Origin of the sequence: Lelliottia sp. RWM.1, from assembly GCF_016859735.1 — a bacterium.
Taxonomy (GTDB): Bacteria; Pseudomonadota; Gammaproteobacteria; order Enterobacterales; family Enterobacteriaceae; genus Enterobacter.
The window spans coordinates 39,405-59,538 of the sequence record NZ_WLVC01000032.1 but is presented as its reverse complement, the minus strand read 5'-3'; the positions used below and the strand labels follow the sequence as shown (position 1 = coordinate 59,538).

The following is a 20,134-nucleotide window of genomic DNA, read 5'->3' as shown; positions in this document are numbered from 1 at the left end:
ACCTGCGGCGCGGTGCGCTGGATATTGCCCTTCACCTGACCAAACTTCTGCTCCAGCATCGCCGCATGCAGGGCCTGCGTCTGGCCTGCGGTGCGGGTCTGATTGCCCACCACACGGGCATCACCTTCGGCCTGTTGCAGGGCAGTCACCTGCGGCGCGGTGCGCTGGATATTGCCCTTCACCTGACCGAACTTCTGATCGAGAATCGCCGCGTGCAGGGCCTGCATCTGGCCTGCGGTGCGGGTCTGGTTGTTCGCCACTCGGGCATCACCTTCCGCCTGTTGCAGGGCAGTCACCTGCGGCGCGGTGCGCTGGATATTGCCCTTCACCTGACCAAACTTCTGCTCCAGCATCGCCGCATGCAGGGCCTGCGTCTGGCCTGCGGTGCGGGCCTGGTTGTCCGCCACCCGGGCATCGCCTTCCGCCTGTTGCAGGGCAGTCACCTGCGGCGCGGTGCGCTGGATATTGCCCTTCACTTGACCAAACTTCTGCTCCAGCATCGCCGCATGCAGGGCCTGCGTCTGGCCTGTGGTGCGTGCCTGGTTGTCCGCCACACGGGCATCGCCTTCCGCCTGATCACGCTTTACAGAAAGCGGGACGACCTGGGGATTGGAATGAACGCTATCCAGAGGAGGAAGAGTATGTAATGTTGAATTGCCATACCAGATGACGCCAGTCATATAGTCGCGTACCGCCTGCAGGTCCTTCATATAATCGGCTTTCATATTATTAATAATATAAGAAGGAACATCTGGATTTGCTTGTTGATAAGCTTTAATTAAATCCTGATCTGCTGCCGTTAAATGTGCCTGTGCAACACCAGAGGAGGCTGACGCGATAATCGCCAACGCAATAAACTTCATTTTCATTAAAATTATCCTGTAAAAATACCTCGTCAATAGCGAGGCACTTTTATCATCAATAAAGCGCACTGCATTGACGCATAGACATACTGTGACTCATCGCCACTGACATTGTGCTTTGGCTATTAACCGTTCCAATATTTATTACCAGAAAAGGCAATACTTTATTTATCACGATAAGAATGATCGCGACACTTACTCGCATACAAAAAACAAGCGCATCTAAATGTTTACATTATCAAACTAAAAAACATCTCCATGCCAGCCTATACGATGCATTAATCTTTCCTGTAAAATCGGTAAAAACGTTCTCACCACCTCAAAAATCACGTGGCAAAAATACCGTTGAAATTAATTAAACGCAAACACATCAGCCTGGCAATTATGTGCAAAATTACACATTACAAATCCCTCACAAATAACAAACTTTGATTTCACCTCACAATAAAATGAATAAAAATGATAACGGTTATTATTTCAACACAATGATTACACCAATGGCAGAACGCACTGCACTCTTCCCCATATTTATCACGTGAGAAAAAGATAAAAACCTGCATGTTATTTCGTCCGATTTTTAACCAGCACACGTCTTGATCCACTTACAGTTTTTTCTTAGAGCCATAACGAATTATCCATGCCATCCTTAACCACGCTCATAACACTGAAAACGTTAGTTGAGGAAAAAAGATGAAAACGACAATGATTGCACTCTCAGCCCTTCTGCTGGCTTCTCCTGTTTTTGCGACGACCACACATGCAACCGACGACACTGTTGCCGCGGCAAATGAAAATGCCAATACCGCGAAGCAAAAACTGCATCAGGAACAGCATAAAGGCGAAGAGCTGAAGCTCAAATCTAAACATGCTGCTGAAGGTAAAAGTGAGAGCCTGGGCAGCAAGGTCAGTGAAGACTCCCAAAAGGCCTGGAATAAAACGAAAGAAGGCACAGAGAAAGGTTGGGACGCTACTAAAGAAGGCGCTGAAAAAGGCTGGAATAAGACCAAACAAGGTGCAGCAGACCTGGAAAAAAAAGTTACTGAATAAGCTGCTTACCCTTACCCCTGAAGGCCGCAAATGCGGCCTTTTTCATTTATCCCCTCCAGTCAGTCACAGAGAACCGAATAAATTCTCTCCTTCGGGCGTTTACGCACTGCCTGAATAACGGAGTGTTTTTTATGACCCGGTTTACTTCCCTGTTGCTTGCGCTGTTCCTTAGCTCACCCTTGTATGCGATACCCCACTCCAGCGATATCGATCGGGATAACACAGCCATCGTACTTTCATGGCACGCCTTCGGAGGACTCCTTTCCCGGGCGTGGCTGAACAATGTCACAGGGAACGTGACCCTCGATCCCGATAACGAGTTTAACGATCATGTTCGCGTGACGATCCCCGTTTCGACGCTGATCGCCTCCAACAGTCTGCTCACCTGGCAACTCAAGAGCGATATGTTCTTTGACGCTCAGCACTACCCAACTATCACCTTTATCAGTAGCAGAGTCGTCCCACTGGATAGCCACCGCTTTCGGATATTTGGTGTGCTGGATGTGAGGGATATCCGCCAGCCAGTGATTCTGGAAGCAGAACAGAGAGAACAGAACGGGTCATTAATCCTTCACGCAACCACCTCGATATCCCGCTCTGCCTTTAACATGACCCGTTTTGCGGTGGTGGTTGACGACCGTATTACGATCAATATTGATATTCAGGCCCATCAGCATTAAGCCCTATACCATCCCCTTTTGTAATCCTTGCGCCATTTCCTGCAACTGCTGCGCCGGGTTACGGCCTATAAGGACGAACTGATAGCCCCGATGATTCCACCAGGCAATGTTCATATTGTGCCGTTTCTCTTGTTGAACGGGTGTCGACTCGCCCTTCCCTCTGGCGGAAATACACAGCGCCATCGGGCCATAATCCGTGTGCAGCCAGGCAATCTGGGCGATAGAGGTACTCTCGTAGCGCAGAATGCGTACCATTTTTAACTCAGCCCCCTGTAGCATCAGTTGCTGTTCGTTCAACTGCAGGCCAACATCCTGCGCTGTTCGGGTTAATCCTTTCTGGATGACAGAAGGAGCACTGTCGGCATCCACCAGCGTTTCCGCACTGTAAAGCGACATGTACTGCGCCTCCAGATCGCGGATATGTTCACTTTCGTCAAACTCAGCAGCACCAGGATGGAGCAGATACCCAAGCCCCGAGCCTATCACCAGACAACTGAGTGAGGCGGCAATCAGTGACCGACGCGTGACACCCACACGTGGCACAGGGTGTTCAGCCAGATGCGCATTCAATGTCTCCTGCATACGTGCAAGCGGCGCATCCTCCAGTAAGGATGCAAAGGCCTGTTTATAATTCTGATGGCTTTCCATCAGTTCTGCAGTGCGTCCGGAAAGTTGCTCGTCATTGCGCAGAGCCTGCTCAAACTGACGCGCATCGGCATCCTCCATTTCACCATCAAGCCACGTCACAATGGCATCATCATGGTAAGGGGGCGTAAAACGTATGGATTTCAAGAGCGTCTCTCCTTTGTCTGAAGGGGGACATCAAACGCTTTTGCCAGCGTAGCGCGTGCAGTGGCTAATCGACTCATAATGGTTCCAACAGGAACCGATAAGGTCTCCGCCGCCTCCTGATAGGTGAACCCTTCGACATAAACTAAAAAAACCGTATTACGCTGCGCTTCCGGCAATACATTCACCCGTTGCATAATTTTCCGGTAACGCAGGCTGTCATCATCACTGTCTCGCGTATCCGGGGCGACCAGATCCTCGCTTTCGACAAAACCTTGCCCCAGACGCACACGTTGCGCCCGTAAGTCAGATATCCATATTGAGTGGAGAATCGAAAACAGCCATCTGTCGATACGCGTTCCAGGCGTAAACTGCGCGCTCTTTTCGAGCGCGCGAACACAGGTAGACTGAACCAACTCTTCGGCAATATCACGATTGCGCGACAGCACCAGACCGTAGCGCCAAAGGCGCGTCAGGTGGGCGGCAAGCTGCTGGCGAATGTCACTGGTGGTGATTTTCAGTTCCTCCGGGAATGGCTCAGGATTCAGGGTGTCCATTAATCGCGGCCTGTAAATCGCGATACTCTTCGCAACCCTGACCGCAAATACTGGCAATCACCTTCAACTGCTCTTTTGCAAGGTCAGGACGACCTTTTACCATCCATGCCTCTCCCAGGTATTCGCGAGCTTTGGCATACCGGGGCGCAATGGCAAGCGAACGTTGGTAGTAACCAATACCCTCATCCGTTCGTCCAAGTTTACGAGTGGCGTAACCCCGATAGTTCCAGGCTTCGGCCGTATTCCCGTTTTTTAGCGTATCCAGCAGATTCAGTGCAGCCTGGTACTCCCCCTTTTTCGCCAGGTGGTAAGCGTAGTGGGTTTTATCTTGATCGCTAAGACTGCTGGTTTTGTCAGGCACGCATTTCCTGGTCACACTGTCATACACCTGCCCGGATGGGCAGTCTGGCGTTTTACTCTCAGTACTATTATCGCCCATAGCCAGCGACGGTGGGATCTGCAGGCAAAATAGCAGTACCGGGATTGTCAGGTAGCGAGCGGTCGTTGGGGTGTTCATGTTCAGCTCCAGGGTAAGTGCACATTAGGTGTACCTGTGGTTAACGCACATCCCTCTCCTTTTATTCATTGCCCAGGCCATTTTTTTTGCTTTTCTACTGAAAATGGACTGCCGTAATATTTAAAAGCAATCTATCAGATCGAAATAATAATCAACTGGCAATTAGCCCATCTAGCAGATAATAATTATTGCGCCAGAAAAAATCTTTAAAATAAAAATAAAAACATAATATATCATGTTCCAGAGTTCATTTAACAAGGCTTAAACAATTATTAAGCGGCCATTAAATTAAACCCTATAAAAACTGAAGAAGCATCACAAAATTATCTCACCCACCCCATTCAATATCAATTCAACGACCTCCAACCCCTTGCAAACTCTGACCGCAGGCATTTCGACACGATTCAGCGTGAACCACTACTCAGACACCAATCTTTTATTAAGAACAACTTAATATTTATTCACCGCGACTAAATTTGCGCATTCCTTTATTTATAGCTATATCATTTTCAGAGGCAAAAAATAGTAACTCCATAATTTAAAGGGTCTTACATACAGCAAAAGAACCGGATAAATTCAACCTACAAGAAATAATGTATTTCAGACTGACGTAGCCACTCTTCGTACTGGCGGGCATCGCTCACGCCAAAGAAATCAACGGTAGACGACTATCAGGCATAGCGATTCAACCGGGGGGGCGGGTCACTTTATTACAACTCTGCTGGGAGTCATAACCATATGAGCCAAATCTCTGTCATCTCCAAATTGACTGGCGTGGAAACCACCACGGAAAGTACCCAGATAACCCTGGATCATTCCTCTATTGTTAAACTTCACCTGGAACGCTCAGATATCGAGCACTTCACCCGCAGCAATAACGATCTTGTGATCACCCTGCACTCCGGCGAAACCATTACCATCAAGAACTTCTATCTCGCCGACGGAGAGGGGCTTAGCCAGTTAGTACTTGAAGAGAGCAACGGCGCACTATGGTGGGTTGAAGAGCCCGCAACAGCCCTGCACTACGAATCCATTGAATCAACAGACATGCTACTGGCTGCAGCCGCAACCGGAGCTGACTCCACAACCGGTGGTGCGATTTGGCCATGGGTGCTTGGCGGAATTGCCGCCGCAGGTGGCGTCGCCCTTGCAGCTGGCGGAGGAGGAGGAGGTGGTGGTGGCGGTAGTGGTGGTGGAAGCGATCCCAGCAATCCTGGTCAGCCTTCAACGCCAGATACCACTGCGCCTGCGGCCCCTGTTATTTCCGGAGCGGCAGATAATATCGGTACGATTCAAGGCTCGCTCACCAGTGGGCAAAGCACAGATGATACTCGCCCGACCTTAACCGGCACGGCAGAAGCCAGCTCGACAGTGACGATCTATGATAACGGCGCGATTATCGGCACAGTAGTGGCAGGTAGCGACGGGAAATGGAGCTTCACACCGTCGACCGATTTAAGCGAAGGCACGCACAGTATTACGACCCGAGCCACCGATGCTGCGGGCAACACGGGAGCAACCTCTCCCCCGTTTACGCTGGTGGTGGATACCACACCACCCGCAACACCAACCGTGTTAAATGCTAACGACCACACAGGCTCTTCCGTCGCGCAAATCCTGACGGGGAACTACACGCATGCCAGTAAGCCCGAATTTAACGGGAAAGGCGATCCCGGTGACACCATCACCCTCTATGACAAAGGGGTAAAAATAGGTGAAACCATCGTCGATGCCAACGGTAACTGGAGTTTTACCCCCAAAACCCCCCTCTCTGAAGGGGCGCATTCCCTGACCGTCAGTGAAACAGATCCCGCCGGCAACAGTAGCGGCATGTCCAAACCGCTTAACTTTGTTATCGATACCCAGCCGCCAGCCCAGCCCGTTGCTCAGATCAACGGCACTGGGGATCAGATTACCGGTACAGCCGAAGCGGGAAGCACAATCACCATTAAAAATGCCACAGGAACCGTGATCGGAACCACCACTGTGGATAACACCGGGCACTTTACCGTCACGCTCTCACCTGCCCTTTCAAACGGCGAAAAACTCACTGTTACGGCGGTTGATGAGGCCGGAAACAGCAGCACGCCTGCCAGCCTCACCGCTCCGGATACCACCGCCCCGGCGATGCCGACTAACGTCGTGGTGAATCATGATGGCGACCACGTCACGGGTAAAGCCGAGCCAGGCAGTGATATCAAGATTACAGATGAGAAAGGAGTGCAGATCGGCACAGGCCAGGCGGACAGCAACGGTAATTTCGATGTTCAGATTTCACCGTCACAAAATAATGGCCAGGTCCTGAATGTCACGGCCACCGATGCCGCAACTAATACCAGCCAGCCTGCCCACGCCACAGCGCCCGACACCACCGCGCCGGATGCCCCAACCAATATGGTTGTCTCCGCTGATGGGTTAACCCTGACCGGCAAAGCAGAAGCAGGTAGCACTATTACGGTAAACAACGGGACAAAAAACGTGGGAACGGTGGTAACGGATGATAAGGGGAATTTCACCGTCACACTCAATCCGCCGCAGCGTAATGGCGAGACGCTTTCCGCCACCGCCACCGATCAGGCCGGTAATACCGGGCTACCGGGGACGGCGGCAGCACCTGACACAACCCCCGCGCAAACGCCTGAAATTCTTGGCGTTACCGATAATGTCGCTGACTTTACGGGAAGCGTCTCCAACGGCGGGCTGACTAACGACAACCACCCCACGATTTACGGTAAAGGTGAGGCAGGAACTACGCTCAACCTCTACAGCAATGGTGATTTTATGGGTTCTGCGACCATTCAAAATGACGGCTCGTGGACGTTCCCGGCCACGGTGACGCTCCATGAGGGCGGTAATGTCCTGACAGCACAGGCGGTCGATCCCCATGGGCTGCCCAGCGGGACATCCACCTCCTGGACGGTCAATGTTGATACCGGTAAACCCGATGCACCGACACTGAAGGATGTTATTGACGATACGCCTGCCAATACCGGAGTGATCATCAGCGGCCAGTTGACCAACGATAATACCCCAACCTTCAATGGTACTGGCGAACCAGGGGCCATCATCAACGTGACAGAAGCCGGTAAAGTCATCGGAACTGCACAAATTGATGAGAATGGCGTATGGACCTAGACACCAGGCGCTACGCTGCCAGATGGCGCACACAGCCTGACTTTTGTCGCCGTGGATGCCGCTGGCAACCACAGTGATCCTTCTGCAGTATTTGTACTCAACCTCTCAACCGTTGCGCCGGGCGTACCAACGATCGATGCCGTGACAGATGATGTTGGCAGCATCAAAGGCCCCGTAACCCGCGGCAAGCCAACGGATGACACCCAGCCACTGCTGGAAGGCACAACCACATCGGGCAACACCATTGCCATTTACGATAACGGTAAATTCCTGGGAAATGCCACGGTGAACAGCAGTGGGCACTGGAGTTTTACGCCAACGGTTCCCCTCAGCAACGGAACTCACAGCATCACAGCGGTTGCAATTAACGAAGCGGGCAACACGTCCACTTCCAGCCCATTTGTTGTGGAGGTGGATACTCTGGCCCCGAGTGCGCCCTCCACGCCGGTGGTCACCGTTAACCCGGATGGCATAGACGTTATCTTGCAACCGGGTCAGCCAACGCGCGACACCACGCCAACACTGAGTGGTTCGGGGTCAGTTGGCGATATTATCACCATCTATAACGGCAACAGCGTACTCGGAACCGCCAAAGTCGATGAGAACGGTCATTGGGCGTGGACACCCGATCCAGCGCTTCCCAACGGAACCTACAACATCAGTCTGACCGCAACAGACACAGACGGAGCAGGCAACGAAAGCCCCGCCTCCCATGCTGCGACGATTATTATTGATACCGATGCCCCGCTCGCACCCGCCGCGCCTGTGGTCACGGACAATGTGGATGCGTTCACAGGCCATATCAGTCATAACGGCACGACAAACGACGGGCGTCCTGTATTGGGTGGAACAGGGGAACCAAACTCCATTATCACTGTTTATGACACCTACAATGCGGTAAAAATCTCACTGGGAACGGCCACCGTCGACTCCACAGGACACTGGAGTTTCCAGCCTTCTACGTCACTGGGCCAGGGCAATCACACCTTTAGCACGACCGAAAAGGATGAGGCGGGCAACATCAGTAGCGAAGGGGCAACCATCACTGTCACGGTGGATACCATTGCTCCTAATTCGCCGTCGAACCTGCTCATCAACGCACAAGGCACAATACTTTCTGGTACAGCCGAAGCGGGCTCTACAGTGGAAGTACGGGATGCCACGAACAAAGTTATTGGGACAGGCACTGCTGACGTGAACAATCACTTCACGATCACGCTCTCCTCGCCACAGGGTTCAGGAAATGCGCTGACCATCACGGCTGAAGACAAGGCCGGGAATACCAGTGATGCCGCCAACTGGACGGTGATCGGGACCGTTAAGCCACCGGTTATTGACGCCATCATCGATGATGTCGGCACAATTCAGGGGAACATTAAAGGCGGGATCTCGGACGATACCCTGCCCACGATCAGCGGGACAGCCGAAGCCGGTAGTACGGTCAGGCTTTATCAGGATGGCTCTCTGGTGGCGACCATTGTCTTGAGTCCAGGACAAACCACCTGGAGCTACCAGCTCACGAACCCGCTGACTGAAACCGCACACAGTTTTACCGCCACCGCCACGATAGGAGCCAATACCAGTTCGTTCTCCGAGCTGGCAAATGTCATCATTAATCTCTCGACCGCAGGCACGCCCGTGATCAGCGCCGTGACCGATGACGTACCGCCGTATACTGGAGCGCTGACAAGCGGCCAAACCACCAACGATAAAACACCCACCCTGAGCGGAACGTCTGGTGCAAACGACACCATCTCGATCTACGATGGGCTGACGAAGATTGGCGAGACTACCGCCGGGCCGGATGGGAAATGGAGCTATACCACTGACCCGCTATCTGAGGGCAGCCATAGTCTGACCATCACCGTGAAAGATTCCGGTAACAACGTCAGTGTGCCTTCTGAAGCTTTCGTGGTAATTGTCGATACCACCCCACCGCTTCAGCCAACCATTGATACCGTTACCGATGATGTGCCGCTGATTTTGGGCAACGTCGCTAAAAATGATGCCACCAATGACACCACCCCGACCTTGTCCGGTACGGCCGAAGCGGGAAGTACGGTGTCGATCCGTGATAATGGCGTAGAAATTGGGACCGTTGTTGCGGGAGTTGGCGGAACATGGATCTTCACCCCGACAAAAGGCCTGGCTGACGGTACGCATACTTTCACCGTGGTCGCTACCGATGCCATTGGCAATCAGAGCGTCATCTCAGACGGGTATACCGTTACCATTGCCACAACCCCTCCCGCTCAGCCAACGCTGGACACTCTTCTGGATGATGCGCCATCCGGACTGGGGAATCTGACAAACGGTCAGTTGACCAACGACAACACGCCAACCCTCAACGGGACAGGGACCAGCGGCAATATTATCCACATTATGGATAACGGTACGGAAATTGGCACAGTAACGGTTCTCAATGGCAAATGGAGCTTTACGCCAACCCTGCCGCTGGGCGACGGTGTTCATAATCTGCGTGTTTTCGCCAGTGATGCTGCGGGCAACACCTCTACCACAACACCGGCTTTTGCGATTACGGTTGATGCAACACCGCCAACGAATCCCGTCGTCACAAGCGTAGTCGATGATATCGGGCCGGTGACCGGGCAAATTGCACCGGGAGGGACAACGAACGATAACCGACCGACACTCAGCGGTACGGGGGAAATCGGTTCTACCATCCACATTCAGGAAGGCGGGGTCGATATTGGCACTGCCGTGGTGGGCGCAAATGGGACCTGGACGTTCACGCCAGGTACAAACATGGGCGAAGGACTCCATACTCTGGTGATTGTCGCCACCGATCAGGCAGGAAACACCAGCCCTGGCAGTGCTAACGTCATCTTTACCGTTGATACCCTCGCACCATCGGCTCCTGTTGTGCTGACGGTGAGTGACGATGTAGGCAGTAAACAATTACCCCTCGTCAGTGGGCAATCCACAGATGACACCACGCCCACGTTTACCGGCTCAGCAGAACCAGGGGCGGTGATCACCATTTACGATAACGGTATCCTGCTGACCCAAATCACCGCCGATGGCGCAGGCGTCTGGATCTATACCCCTCCGGCCCTGAGCGAAGGCAGCCACGGATTTACCTTTACCGCCACAGATGCAGCGGGCAACGTTGGCCCGGCATCTGGCGCATTTACCGTTATCGTTGATACGACCAAACCCTCTGTGCCGTTTATTACTCAGGCCATTGACGATGTTGGAACGGTTCAGGGCGTACTCGGAAGTGGACAAGTCACCGACGATATCAATCCACTGCTGAAAGGCACGAGTGAACCCCTGGCTACCGTGAGCATTTATGATGGCTCAACGCTTCTGGGTACGACCCTCTCTGACGCCAATGGTAACTGGTCCTTCCAGGTGATCTCCAGCCTGAGCGAGTCAACCCACAACTTCACGGTTAGGGCGACCGATGCGGCCGGAAACCTCAGCGATTCATCCGCATCGTTTACGCTGACAGTTGATTTAACCCCGCCCGCACCGCCGGTCATCACCTCTGTGGTTGACGATGTTGCGCCGGGCATCGGCAGCCTGACAAATGGCCAGGCAACAAACGATAACCTGCCAACGTTATCTGGTACGGCGGCAATCGGTTCGCTGGTTCGCATCTATGACGGTACAACGCTTATCGGCAGCGTCGTCGCCACCAACGGAACCTGGAGTTTTACCCCCACAGTGGCACTGGCTGACGGCCCACACGCACTAAAAGCCACCGCCAGTGACGCGGCGGGCAATCCAAGTACCGACTCCAACGTGTTTAACATCATTGTGGATGCCACTGCCCCTAACGCCCCGATCATCACCCGTATTCTTGATGATGTGGGGTCCGTCACCGGGCCGATTTCCAGCTCAATTCCGACCAATGACAACACACCAGAGCTCCACGGCACAGCAGAAGCCAATGCCGTCGTGCGCATTTATGATGGCGCACTGCAAATTGGCCAGGTCACGGCAGATATCAACGGTAACTGGACATTCACCACCGCCACACTGCCTGACGGACAACACAACTTCAGCGTGACCGCCAGTGACGCGCTGGGCAATACCAGCACTTCCTCAGCAATTAGCTCTATTGTGGTCGATACACTTGGGCCGCTCGCACCGACGGGGCTTCTGGTGACTAACGTAGGGACACGCGTGACGGGCCTGGCGGAAGCGGGCAGCACGGTGACGATCACCTCCAGTGGTGGCACTGTACTTGGTACAGCAACCGCCGACGGTAATGGCAACTTTACCGTTACGCTCAATCCTCCGCAGACTAACGGTGAGATCCTGCTCGCGTTTGCTACCGACAAAGCCGGTAACCTGGGGATTTCAGCCAACGTCATCGCCCCCTATACCACGCTGCCGAACGCGCCAGTCATTGCCAGCGTGACCGATGATCAAGGTTCAGTGAAAGGGACGCTGACCAATGGACAGAGCACCGACGATACGACACCGACGCTGACAGGTACGGCTCAGCCAGGTTCAACCATCACGCTGTACAATAACGGTTTGCCAATGGGCACAGCCGTTGCCGACATCAACGGCAACTGGACCTTTACCACGCCAACGCTTGGTGAAGGGACACACGCCTTTACCGCGACGGCCACCAACGGTACGGGCACAGGCCCGATCTCAGGAGCAATCGCTGTTGTCGTGGATCTGACAGCACCGAATACGCCAACGGGGGTATTCAATGCAGATGGCAGTGTATTGACTGGCCAGGCTGAAGCAGGCAGCACCGTCAGCATTCGCATGCCTGATGGTACGATCTACACCACAACGGCTAACGGCAGTGGAACCTATACCTTCACTTTTGCGAATAAACAGACTGAAGGCGAAACACTGACCCTTACCGCGACCGATGCCGCCGGGAACACCTCACAACAGGGACAGGCACTTGCACCGACACTGCCGCTCTCAGCAGCGAACAATGTCGATGAACTGAATTTCACAACCACAGCAACCGTCACCAATGCGCAGTACAGCGATTACGGATTCTTGCTGGTCGGTGCGGTCGGAAACGTCCTGTCACTTCTGGGGAACAACAGTGCGCAGGTGACCTTCAATATAGATCCGGGCGCTTCCGCCAATATCACCATCAATGCCTACGGTACTGGTGCCGTTCTCAGCTTGCTTAATACCATGCAGATTGTGGTCCAGCACTGGGATGCGACCAACAACGTCTGGACGACCGTGGTGGATAGCGGGAATGGCAGTGCCCTCAATCTACTAACCCTCGGCGCAAGCGGTGTTTCTCTGAACATGAGTGGTCTGCAGGAAGGACAGTATCGGGTCCTGACATACAACACCAGCCTGCTGGCAACGGGGTCCTATAGCAGCCTGGATGTGGACGTCACGCAAACCAGTGCGGGCACTATAGTCGGAACCAACCATAGTGTTTCGGGTAACGTGATAAGCGATGTCGATGCGAATGCAGGCAGTGACAATGCGCCACTCGGCACGCTGGTGACTCAGGTCACCAACGCTCTGGGGCAAGTCACTGTGGTCAACGCGACCGGGACGACCATTATTCATGGGTTATACGGTGATTTAACCATCAATGCCAACGGGACTTACTCCTACGTACTCACTACCACCAACGCCCAGGCCTACGGACGCACCGAGAACTTCACCTACACCATCGGCCACAACGGCGTAACGGCCAGTGCGCAGTTGGTTATCTCCCTTGGCAGCAGCGCCCTCTCCACTGCCAATGCGACAGCCGTAGATGACACGGCGACATTTGCCTTCGATACCAGCGTCCATGCCATCGATAACGGAACCTCCTCACAGGGTGGATTTACCGTGGTCGGCGTCGGTCTGGGGAGTGTCCTGAGTCTCGATGTGTTGAGTAACCTCAGTAACCCGATTATTTATAACGTTGACCAGGGCACAACGCGCACCATGACCTTGCAGGCAAATGTGGGGGGCGTCGCCATTGGTTCGGTATTTGACCTGTACATCTACAAGTTCAACGCCACAACCCAGACCTATCAGCAGTATCGCTACGAAAAAAGCTGGCTGACCGCCCCGCTGTTGGGTGGTGTATCGTCAAAACTGACCGTGGATCTTCCTCCGGGCGAATACCTGTTCCTGCTGAACACCGCCTCAGGGATCACCGCCCTGACCGGATACACCCTGAACGTACTGGAAGACCACGTCTATACCGTATCCAGTACGACCGGTAGCACAACCGGTAACGTGATGGCCGATGACATCATCCCGACAGGCGTGACAGCAACGGTAACGGACGTTAACGGCGTGCATGTTAACGCGACGGGCGTCACCACTATCCAGGGGTTGTACGGTAGCCTGACGATCGATGCTCAGGGGAATTATACCTACACTCTGCGTAGCGGCGTCGGGGCGGATAAAATCAGTACGCCGGACACCTTTGTCTATACGATCACCGACTCGAACGGTCACAAAGACAGCGCATCGCTCAACATCACTCCGACACCCCACGCGCTGGATGCAATCAACGATGTCAGTAAACAGGTGGTGTTCGATACCACACAACATATTGCAGCCTGGAGTGATACCACGGTGGGCACAACGACCTGGACAACCGCGCTGTTTAAATCCACCAGCGGAACCGGTAGCGGAACCTTTGTCGTCGACCCGAACACCGCGCTGCACAACATCGTGTTGCATTTTGATATCTCATCCCTGCTGCCGCTTGGCGGGTTGGGGGTTAGCTGGTCTATCACGCTGCTGGGTGCATCAAGCCCGCTGCTGACCGGTTCATTTACCGGCGGCTCCACCTCAATAAACTTAACGGGCCTGGATCTGGATTCAGGAACCTACACCCTCTCCTTTACCGGTACAGCTGGTGCGCTAAGTGTCGGCGGCATAACCATCACGCCATCGGTCACAGGCACGTCAGTGTTCCTCTCGAACTACGAAACGACCGGGGGTCATTCCGTACTGGGGAATATCTACGACGGGAGTGATTCTCAGGGCGCCCTGGATCAACTGGCGTCGGTGAATACCCGCCTGAGTATCACGGGTTTTGACGGCCATGTGAGTACGCTTGATCCCTTTACCTCCAGCAACACCACAGCCACGGTGGTGGGTCATTACGGCATACTTACTATTGGAGTCGACGGCAGCTATACCTACACGCTGAACAGTGGCGTTTCACTTGCGAGCATGAACAGTAAGGAGATCTTTAATTACACCCTGACCGCGGCGAATGGTCAGTCTGACAGCGCCACATTAACCATCAATTTGTCGCCACAAATGACCAGCACCAATCACAATGACATCGTGACGGGGAGCGCCTATGGCGACACGCTGATATATCACGTTCTCGATACCACCGTTGGTGCAGGAACCGGAGGGAATGGTTCTGGCGATCACTGGACCAATTTCTCAGTCTCTCAGGGGGATAAGATCGATATCTCTGACCTGCTGGTGGGCTGGAACGGTCAAGCCTCTACGCTTGGCAACTACCTGCATGTCACCACCAGTGGCAATAACACCGTGATTTCCATCGACCGTGACGGCGCAGGAAGTGCCTATTCCAATACCACCCTTGTCACTCTGGATAACGTTCAGACCACCTACGACGAACTCGTCAACCAGCATCACAACATCATTACCTGATAGCACACACAAAATGACCCGGGCGCATGCCGCCCGGGCAAAAACACAAGAAAGCGGCACGTTTTATTAGGGATATGACATGAGAAAAAGAATGCCTCGCTGGTGGCTCTCGTGCTACCTGATCTCTGTACCCGCACTCGCCACCAATACGGCGGCCGTCATTAATGCCGAACAATTAAGCGCAGAACAGGAATTGCCTTCCCTCGAAGGGCGCGTTGCCTTGCCCGTCAGCAAAACAGCGCCGGGTGTGCTGATGCTGAATGATGCCGTGACGCGCGCAGTGAACTGGCATCCGGCAATCGGTGAAGCGGTAGGTAAACTTTATGAACAATCTGAACAGGTAGATGTCGCCAAATCCAAATATTATCCGCAAGTTAACGCAGGCATGGATAACGGCTATACCCATGACGGCAGTGATGCCGGTTTCACGCCTTCCGTCGTGTTATCTGTCTCACAAATGCTGTACGACTTCGGCAAAGTGGCAAGCCAGGTGCGCGCCGAAAACGCTGGCGTCGCGCAACAACAGGCGAATGTGCTGGTCAGCATTGATACCATTGCGCACGATACCGCTACCGCGATGGTGCAGGTTCAAACCTGGCAACAGATGGTTGATACAGCGCACGAGCAACTCGATGCCCTCTCCTCCATCGGCAAGCTGGCGCGCCAGCGTAACGATGAAGGGGCCAGCTCCCTCTCCGACGTCGTCCAAACCGATGCGCGTATCGAAGGTGCGCGCGCCCAACTGATGCAGTATCAGGCCAATCTTGATAGCACACGGGCCACACTGATGAGCAACCTCGGCTGGAAGACACTCAATACTGTCAGCAATGATTTTCCGGACAACATGAAACGTAGCTGTGACGTCGCCGAACCGGACGATCGGCTCGTACCGGCGGTCCTGTCCGCATGGGCACAGGCCAATGTGGCACAGGCCAATCTGGATTACGCCAACGCGCAGATGACACCGACCGTCTCACTCGAACCCGAAGTGCGCCATTATCTGAAGGACAACTACCCTGGACATGATTCGCTGGATCGCACCCAGTACTCAGCCTGGGTAAAGGTGCAAATGCCCATCTACCAGGGGGGCGGACTGACGGCGCGTCGTAACGCTGCCGGACATGCCGTTGAGGCCGCCCAGTCCACCATCCAGCGTACGCGGCTCGAGGTGCGGCAAAAACTGCTGGAATCCCGCAGCCAGGTGATGAGCTTACTGAGCACCTTGCAGATCCAGTCCCGGCAGGAAGCGCTCAGCATCCGTACCCGCGAACTCTATCAGCAACAATATCTGGATCTCGGCTCACGTCCACTTCTCGACGTCCTGAACGCCGAACAGGAAGTCTATCAGGCGCGATTCACGCAACAGCAAACCGTCGGGCAGATCCACCAGCTTCAGCTCAACTGTCTGTATAACACCGGCCGCATACGTCACGCATTCAGTCTTGATAATCGCACCATTCAATCGGTGGAGATCCAGCCATGAAGCAAACCGACATTCCACATGATGATCGCATTGCGGATCAGGCGCTGGAGCAGTGGGCACTGGCGTTTGGTTACGTTGCCGGGCGCTATCGCGTCGCCTGTTCTCCCGGAGCGCTGGCCGCAAGCGCCCCCTGGTTAAAAGGCAAGCCGATGATCCCGGCCCTCACCCAGTTAGCCCGTGAGGCAGGACTCTCTTTTCAGTTACTGAGCGCCACACAAGCGTCAATCAACAGCTGGCGCTTGCCCGTGGTGGTCGAGCTTAACGAAGGCAAAATTGGTGTTATCGAACATTTTGATGGTGAAGATACACTGGAGGTCTGTTTCGTTGACAGCACACCACAAACCAACCGTCTCTCCCTGACCGCGCTTTTGCCTGCCATTCGTCATGTTGCCGCCCTGCGTCCGCTCGCGGCGTTAAAAGACAGCCGTGTCGATGCCTACATTTCAAAATATCGTCCGGACTGGCTTTACCGGCTGGTCATGCGCGACCTGCGCCCCTACACCTGGGTCATGCTCGCCGCCCTTTTCATCAACGTGTTGTCGCTGGCGGGCATTGTCTTTTCCATGCAGGTTTATGACCGGGTGATCCCCGCGCAGTCCTATCCCACGCTCTATGTGCTGACAATCGGCGTACTGATCGCCACGCTGTTTGGTTTTGTCCTGCGACTGGCTCGCGGCCACATTATGGATTTACTGGGGAAGCGTGCCGATCTTCGTGTCTCGGATCGGGTGTTCGGCCACGCACTGCGGCTGCGAAACAGCGCTGTCCCACGTTCAACAGGCAGCTTTATTTCGCAATTGCGCGAACTGGAGCAGATCCGCGAAATGGTCACCTCATCAACCATTTCCACCATCGTCGACTTACCGTTTTTTTTGTTGTTTGTGCTGGTACTGGCGATCATTGCGCCGCAACTGGCATGGATTGCTCCGGTTGCAGCTGTGCTCATGGTCTTGCCCGGTTTGCTGTTGCAGAAAAAGCTGGCGGCGCTGGCTAAGCAATCGGCCCATGAATCCACCCTGCGTAATGCCGTGCTGGTAGAGAGCGTGCAGGGCCTGGAAGATATCAAGCTGATGCAAGCGGAAAACCGCTTTTTGCAACAGTGGAACAGCTACATTCAGATCACGGCGGAATCTGGCCTGCGTACCCGAGAGCTCAGCCAGGGGCTGATCAACTGGGGGATGACCGTTCAAAGTCTGGTATACGCCGGGGTGATCGTCGTCGGCGCACCAATGGTTATTGAAGGCACGCTAACCACCGGTTCGGTCGTCGCCGCCTCCATGCTGGCTTCGCGCATGATCGCCCCCATGGCCACGTTGTGTGGCGTGCTGGCCCGCTGGCAGCAGGTGAAAGCAGCGAAAGAGGGTCTGGACAGCATCATGCAGCTTCCGACAGAAAACCAGCGAGAAGAGACGCCCATACGCCAGGACGTACTGCGCGGGCACTACCTTTTTGACCAGGCGCAGTTCCGTTATCACCCGGAAGATCCGCGCATGGCGCTGCGTATTAACCGTCTGGAGATCCAGCCGGGAGAAAGCGTTGCGATCCTGGGGCGTAATGGCGCAGGTAAATCCACGCTTCTTCAGGCGATGGCGGGTGGCATGGAGCTGGCAAGCGGTGAACTGCGGCTCGATAACCTGAGTCTGCCGCATCTGGATGTCGCAGACCTGCGGCGCAACGTCGGTTTTATGACCCAGAACGCGCGGCTGTTCTACGGCACATTGCGCGAGAACATCACCCTGGGTTTGCCCCGGGCCACTGATGAAGAGATCTTCACCGTACTGGAGATGTGCGGTGCGGCAAGCTTTGTGCAGAAACTGCCGAAAGGGCTGGACTATCCCATTATGGAAAATGGCGTGGGGTTATCTGGTGGCCAGCGACAATCCATTTTGCTGGCGCGAATGCTTCTGCGCGATCCCAATATCGTCCTGCTTGACGAACCCACAGCGTCACTGGATGAACACACGGAACGCGAATTTATCCAACGGCTCAGCCAGTGGCTTGGCAAGCGCACGCTCGTTGTGGCAACCCATCGCGTACCAGTACTCGAACTGGTGGAGCGCGTGGTCGTGCTTAAAGAAGGCATGCTGGTGATGGATGCGCCAAAAGCGCAGGCGCTCAACAACAGCCGCATGCACCAGCAGGCAAACGGGCGGGAGTGGAAAAATGAAAACCAGTCAGCGTGACACTGCCATCATGGACGACCTGGATAATTCACTGGATTCAGAAAGCGGCTACACCGGTGCGCGCAGCATCGTCATCTGGACATTGCTGCTGTTTATTGTCACGGGCGTCTGGGCGTGGCATGGCATTCTGGATGAAGTCTCCACTGGAACAGGCAAAGTGATCCCAAGCTCGCGGGAGCAAGTTCTGCAATCGCTCGATGGCGGGATCCTTGCAGAACTTAGCGTACACGAAGGTGATCAGGTTCAGGCGGGACAGGTGCTGGCCCGGCTCGATCCGACACGTTCGGAATCTAATGTGGGTGAAAGCGCCGCGCGTTACCGCGCATCGCTGGCCTCCAGCGTCCGCCTGACGGCGGAAGTTAACGATCGTCCTCTGCTCTTCCCGGATACCCTGAAAGCCTGGCCGGACCTTCTCGCAACGGAAACGCATCTCTACAAATCCCGCCGCGCACAACTCGAAGACACTCAGCGAGAGCTGAATTCTGCCCTGGGGTTAGCCAACAAAGAGCTGGCCATCACCGAGCGACTGGTAAAAACGGGCGCAGCCAGTCACGTTGAAGTGCTCCGGCTGCAACGTCAAAAAAGCGATCTGGAGCTGAAGCTCACCGACGTGCGATCCCAGTACTATGTGCAGGCGCGCGAGGCGCTTTCGAAGGCCAACGCCGAAGTCGATATGCTCTCAGCCATTCTTAAAGGACGCGAAGATTCCGTCACCCGTCTGACCGTCCGTTCCCCCGTGCGCGGAATTGTGAAAAACATCAAAGTGACCACCATCGGCGGAGTGATCCCGCCCAATGGTGAACTGATGGAGATTGTACCGGTGGACGACCACCTGCTGATTGAAACCCGCCTGTCGCCACGCGATATCGCCTTTATTCATCCGGGGCAAAATGCGCTGGTGAAAATCACCGCCTACGACTATGCGATTTACGGTGGATTGCACGGCGTGGTCGAGACGATTTCGCCAGACACTATTCAGGACGAAGCGAAACCAGAAGTGTTCTATTACCGGGTCTTTATTCGCACCAGCCAGGATTACCTGATGAATAAAGCCGGGAGACACTTTTCGATAGTACCGGGGATGATTGCGACGGTGGATATCAAAACCGGCGAGAAAACCGTGCTCGACTATATGATTAAACCATTTAACCGAGCGAAAGAGGCGCTGAGGGAGCGATGATGCTCTGGGTAATGCTTATTCGTAAATTGACCGCCGACATAGCCGCTAAACTGGCGAACGTGTTTAATACCATGGGTGAGTGTTGGCTTACA

The 20,134-nt window shown here is 54.2% G+C and carries 11 protein-coding genes; 7 read left to right on the top strand and 4 right to left on the bottom strand.

Annotation, left to right across the window (positions count from 1 at the left end; genetic code table 11):
- Positions 1–869, bottom strand: an 869-nt coding sequence (locus GF617_RS19320; protein ID WP_203452288.1) for a hypothetical protein, incomplete at its 3' end; no start/stop codon positions are given.
- Positions 870–1,553: 684 nt separating this feature from the next.
- Here GF617_RS19320 and GF617_RS19315 point away from each other — a divergent pair.
- Positions 1,554–1,910 (top strand): hypothetical protein, encoded by a 357-nt coding sequence (locus GF617_RS19315; RefSeq protein WP_181620458.1) that lies wholly within the window; start codon positions 1,554–1,556, stop codon positions 1,908–1,910.
- A 131-nt stretch (positions 1,911–2,041) separates the two neighbouring features.
- Positions 2,042–2,590 carry a YceI family protein gene (locus tag GF617_RS19310; RefSeq protein ID WP_203452287.1) on the top strand — a complete coding sequence of 183 codons (549 nt, stop codon included), beginning with the start codon at positions 2,042–2,044 and terminating at the stop codon, positions 2,588–2,590.
- A gap of 3 nt (positions 2,591–2,593) precedes the next feature.
- On the opposite strand, the gene GF617_RS19305 is transcribed toward GF617_RS19310, so the two are convergent.
- Genes GF617_RS19305 through GF617_RS19295 form a run of 3 tightly spaced genes read right to left on the bottom strand, consistent with a single transcriptional unit; the run spans position 2,594 to position 4,453 of the window.
- Complete coding sequence (locus tag GF617_RS19305; RefSeq protein WP_181620460.1) at positions 2,594–3,382, bottom strand: anti-sigma factor; 789 nt, start codon at positions 3,380–3,382, stop codon at positions 2,594–2,596.
- Positions 3,379–3,936, bottom strand: coding sequence for a sigma-70 family RNA polymerase sigma factor (locus GF617_RS19300; RefSeq protein WP_181620461.1), 558 nt, complete (start codon positions 3,934–3,936; stop codon positions 3,379–3,381). The genes GF617_RS19305 and GF617_RS19300 overlap by 4 nt, the downstream gene beginning before the upstream one ends.
- Entirely contained in the window at positions 3,917–4,453 is a 537-nt protein-coding gene (locus GF617_RS19295; RefSeq protein WP_181620462.1) for a tetratricopeptide repeat protein, read from the bottom strand. The genes GF617_RS19300 and GF617_RS19295 overlap by 20 nt, the downstream gene beginning before the upstream one ends.
- Positions 4,454–5,191: 738 nt before the next feature.
- Between GF617_RS19295 and GF617_RS27455 the strand changes: the two genes are divergently transcribed.
- From GF617_RS27455 to GF617_RS19275, 5 genes are all read left to right on the top strand, one after another.
- Positions 5,192–7,588 carry an Ig-like domain-containing protein gene (locus tag GF617_RS27455; protein WP_309228297.1) on the top strand — a complete coding sequence of 799 codons (2,397 nt, stop codon included), beginning with the start codon at positions 5,192–5,194 and terminating at the stop codon, positions 7,586–7,588.
- A 51-nt stretch (positions 7,589–7,639) separates the two neighbouring features.
- Positions 7,640–15,196 (top strand): BapA/Bap/LapF family large adhesin, encoded by a 7,557-nt coding sequence (locus tag GF617_RS19290; protein WP_309228296.1) that lies wholly within the window; start codon positions 7,640–7,642, stop codon positions 15,194–15,196.
- A 79-nt stretch (positions 15,197–15,275) separates the two neighbouring features.
- Positions 15,276–16,679, top strand: a complete 1,404-nt coding sequence (locus tag GF617_RS19285) for a TolC family outer membrane protein (protein ID WP_203452286.1) — start codon at positions 15,276–15,278, stop codon at positions 16,677–16,679.
- Entirely contained in the window at positions 16,676–18,862 is a 2,187-nt protein-coding gene (locus GF617_RS19280; protein WP_181620465.1) for a type I secretion system permease/ATPase, read from the top strand. Before GF617_RS19285 ends, GF617_RS19280 begins: the two co-directional genes overlap by 4 nt.
- 10 nt (positions 18,863–18,872) lie before the next feature.
- Positions 18,873–20,042: an HlyD family type I secretion periplasmic adaptor subunit gene (locus GF617_RS19275; RefSeq protein ID WP_181623820.1), complete on the top strand. Its 1,170-nt coding sequence runs from the start codon at positions 18,873–18,875 to the stop codon at positions 20,040–20,042.
- Positions 20,043–20,134: the final 92 nt, after the last annotated feature.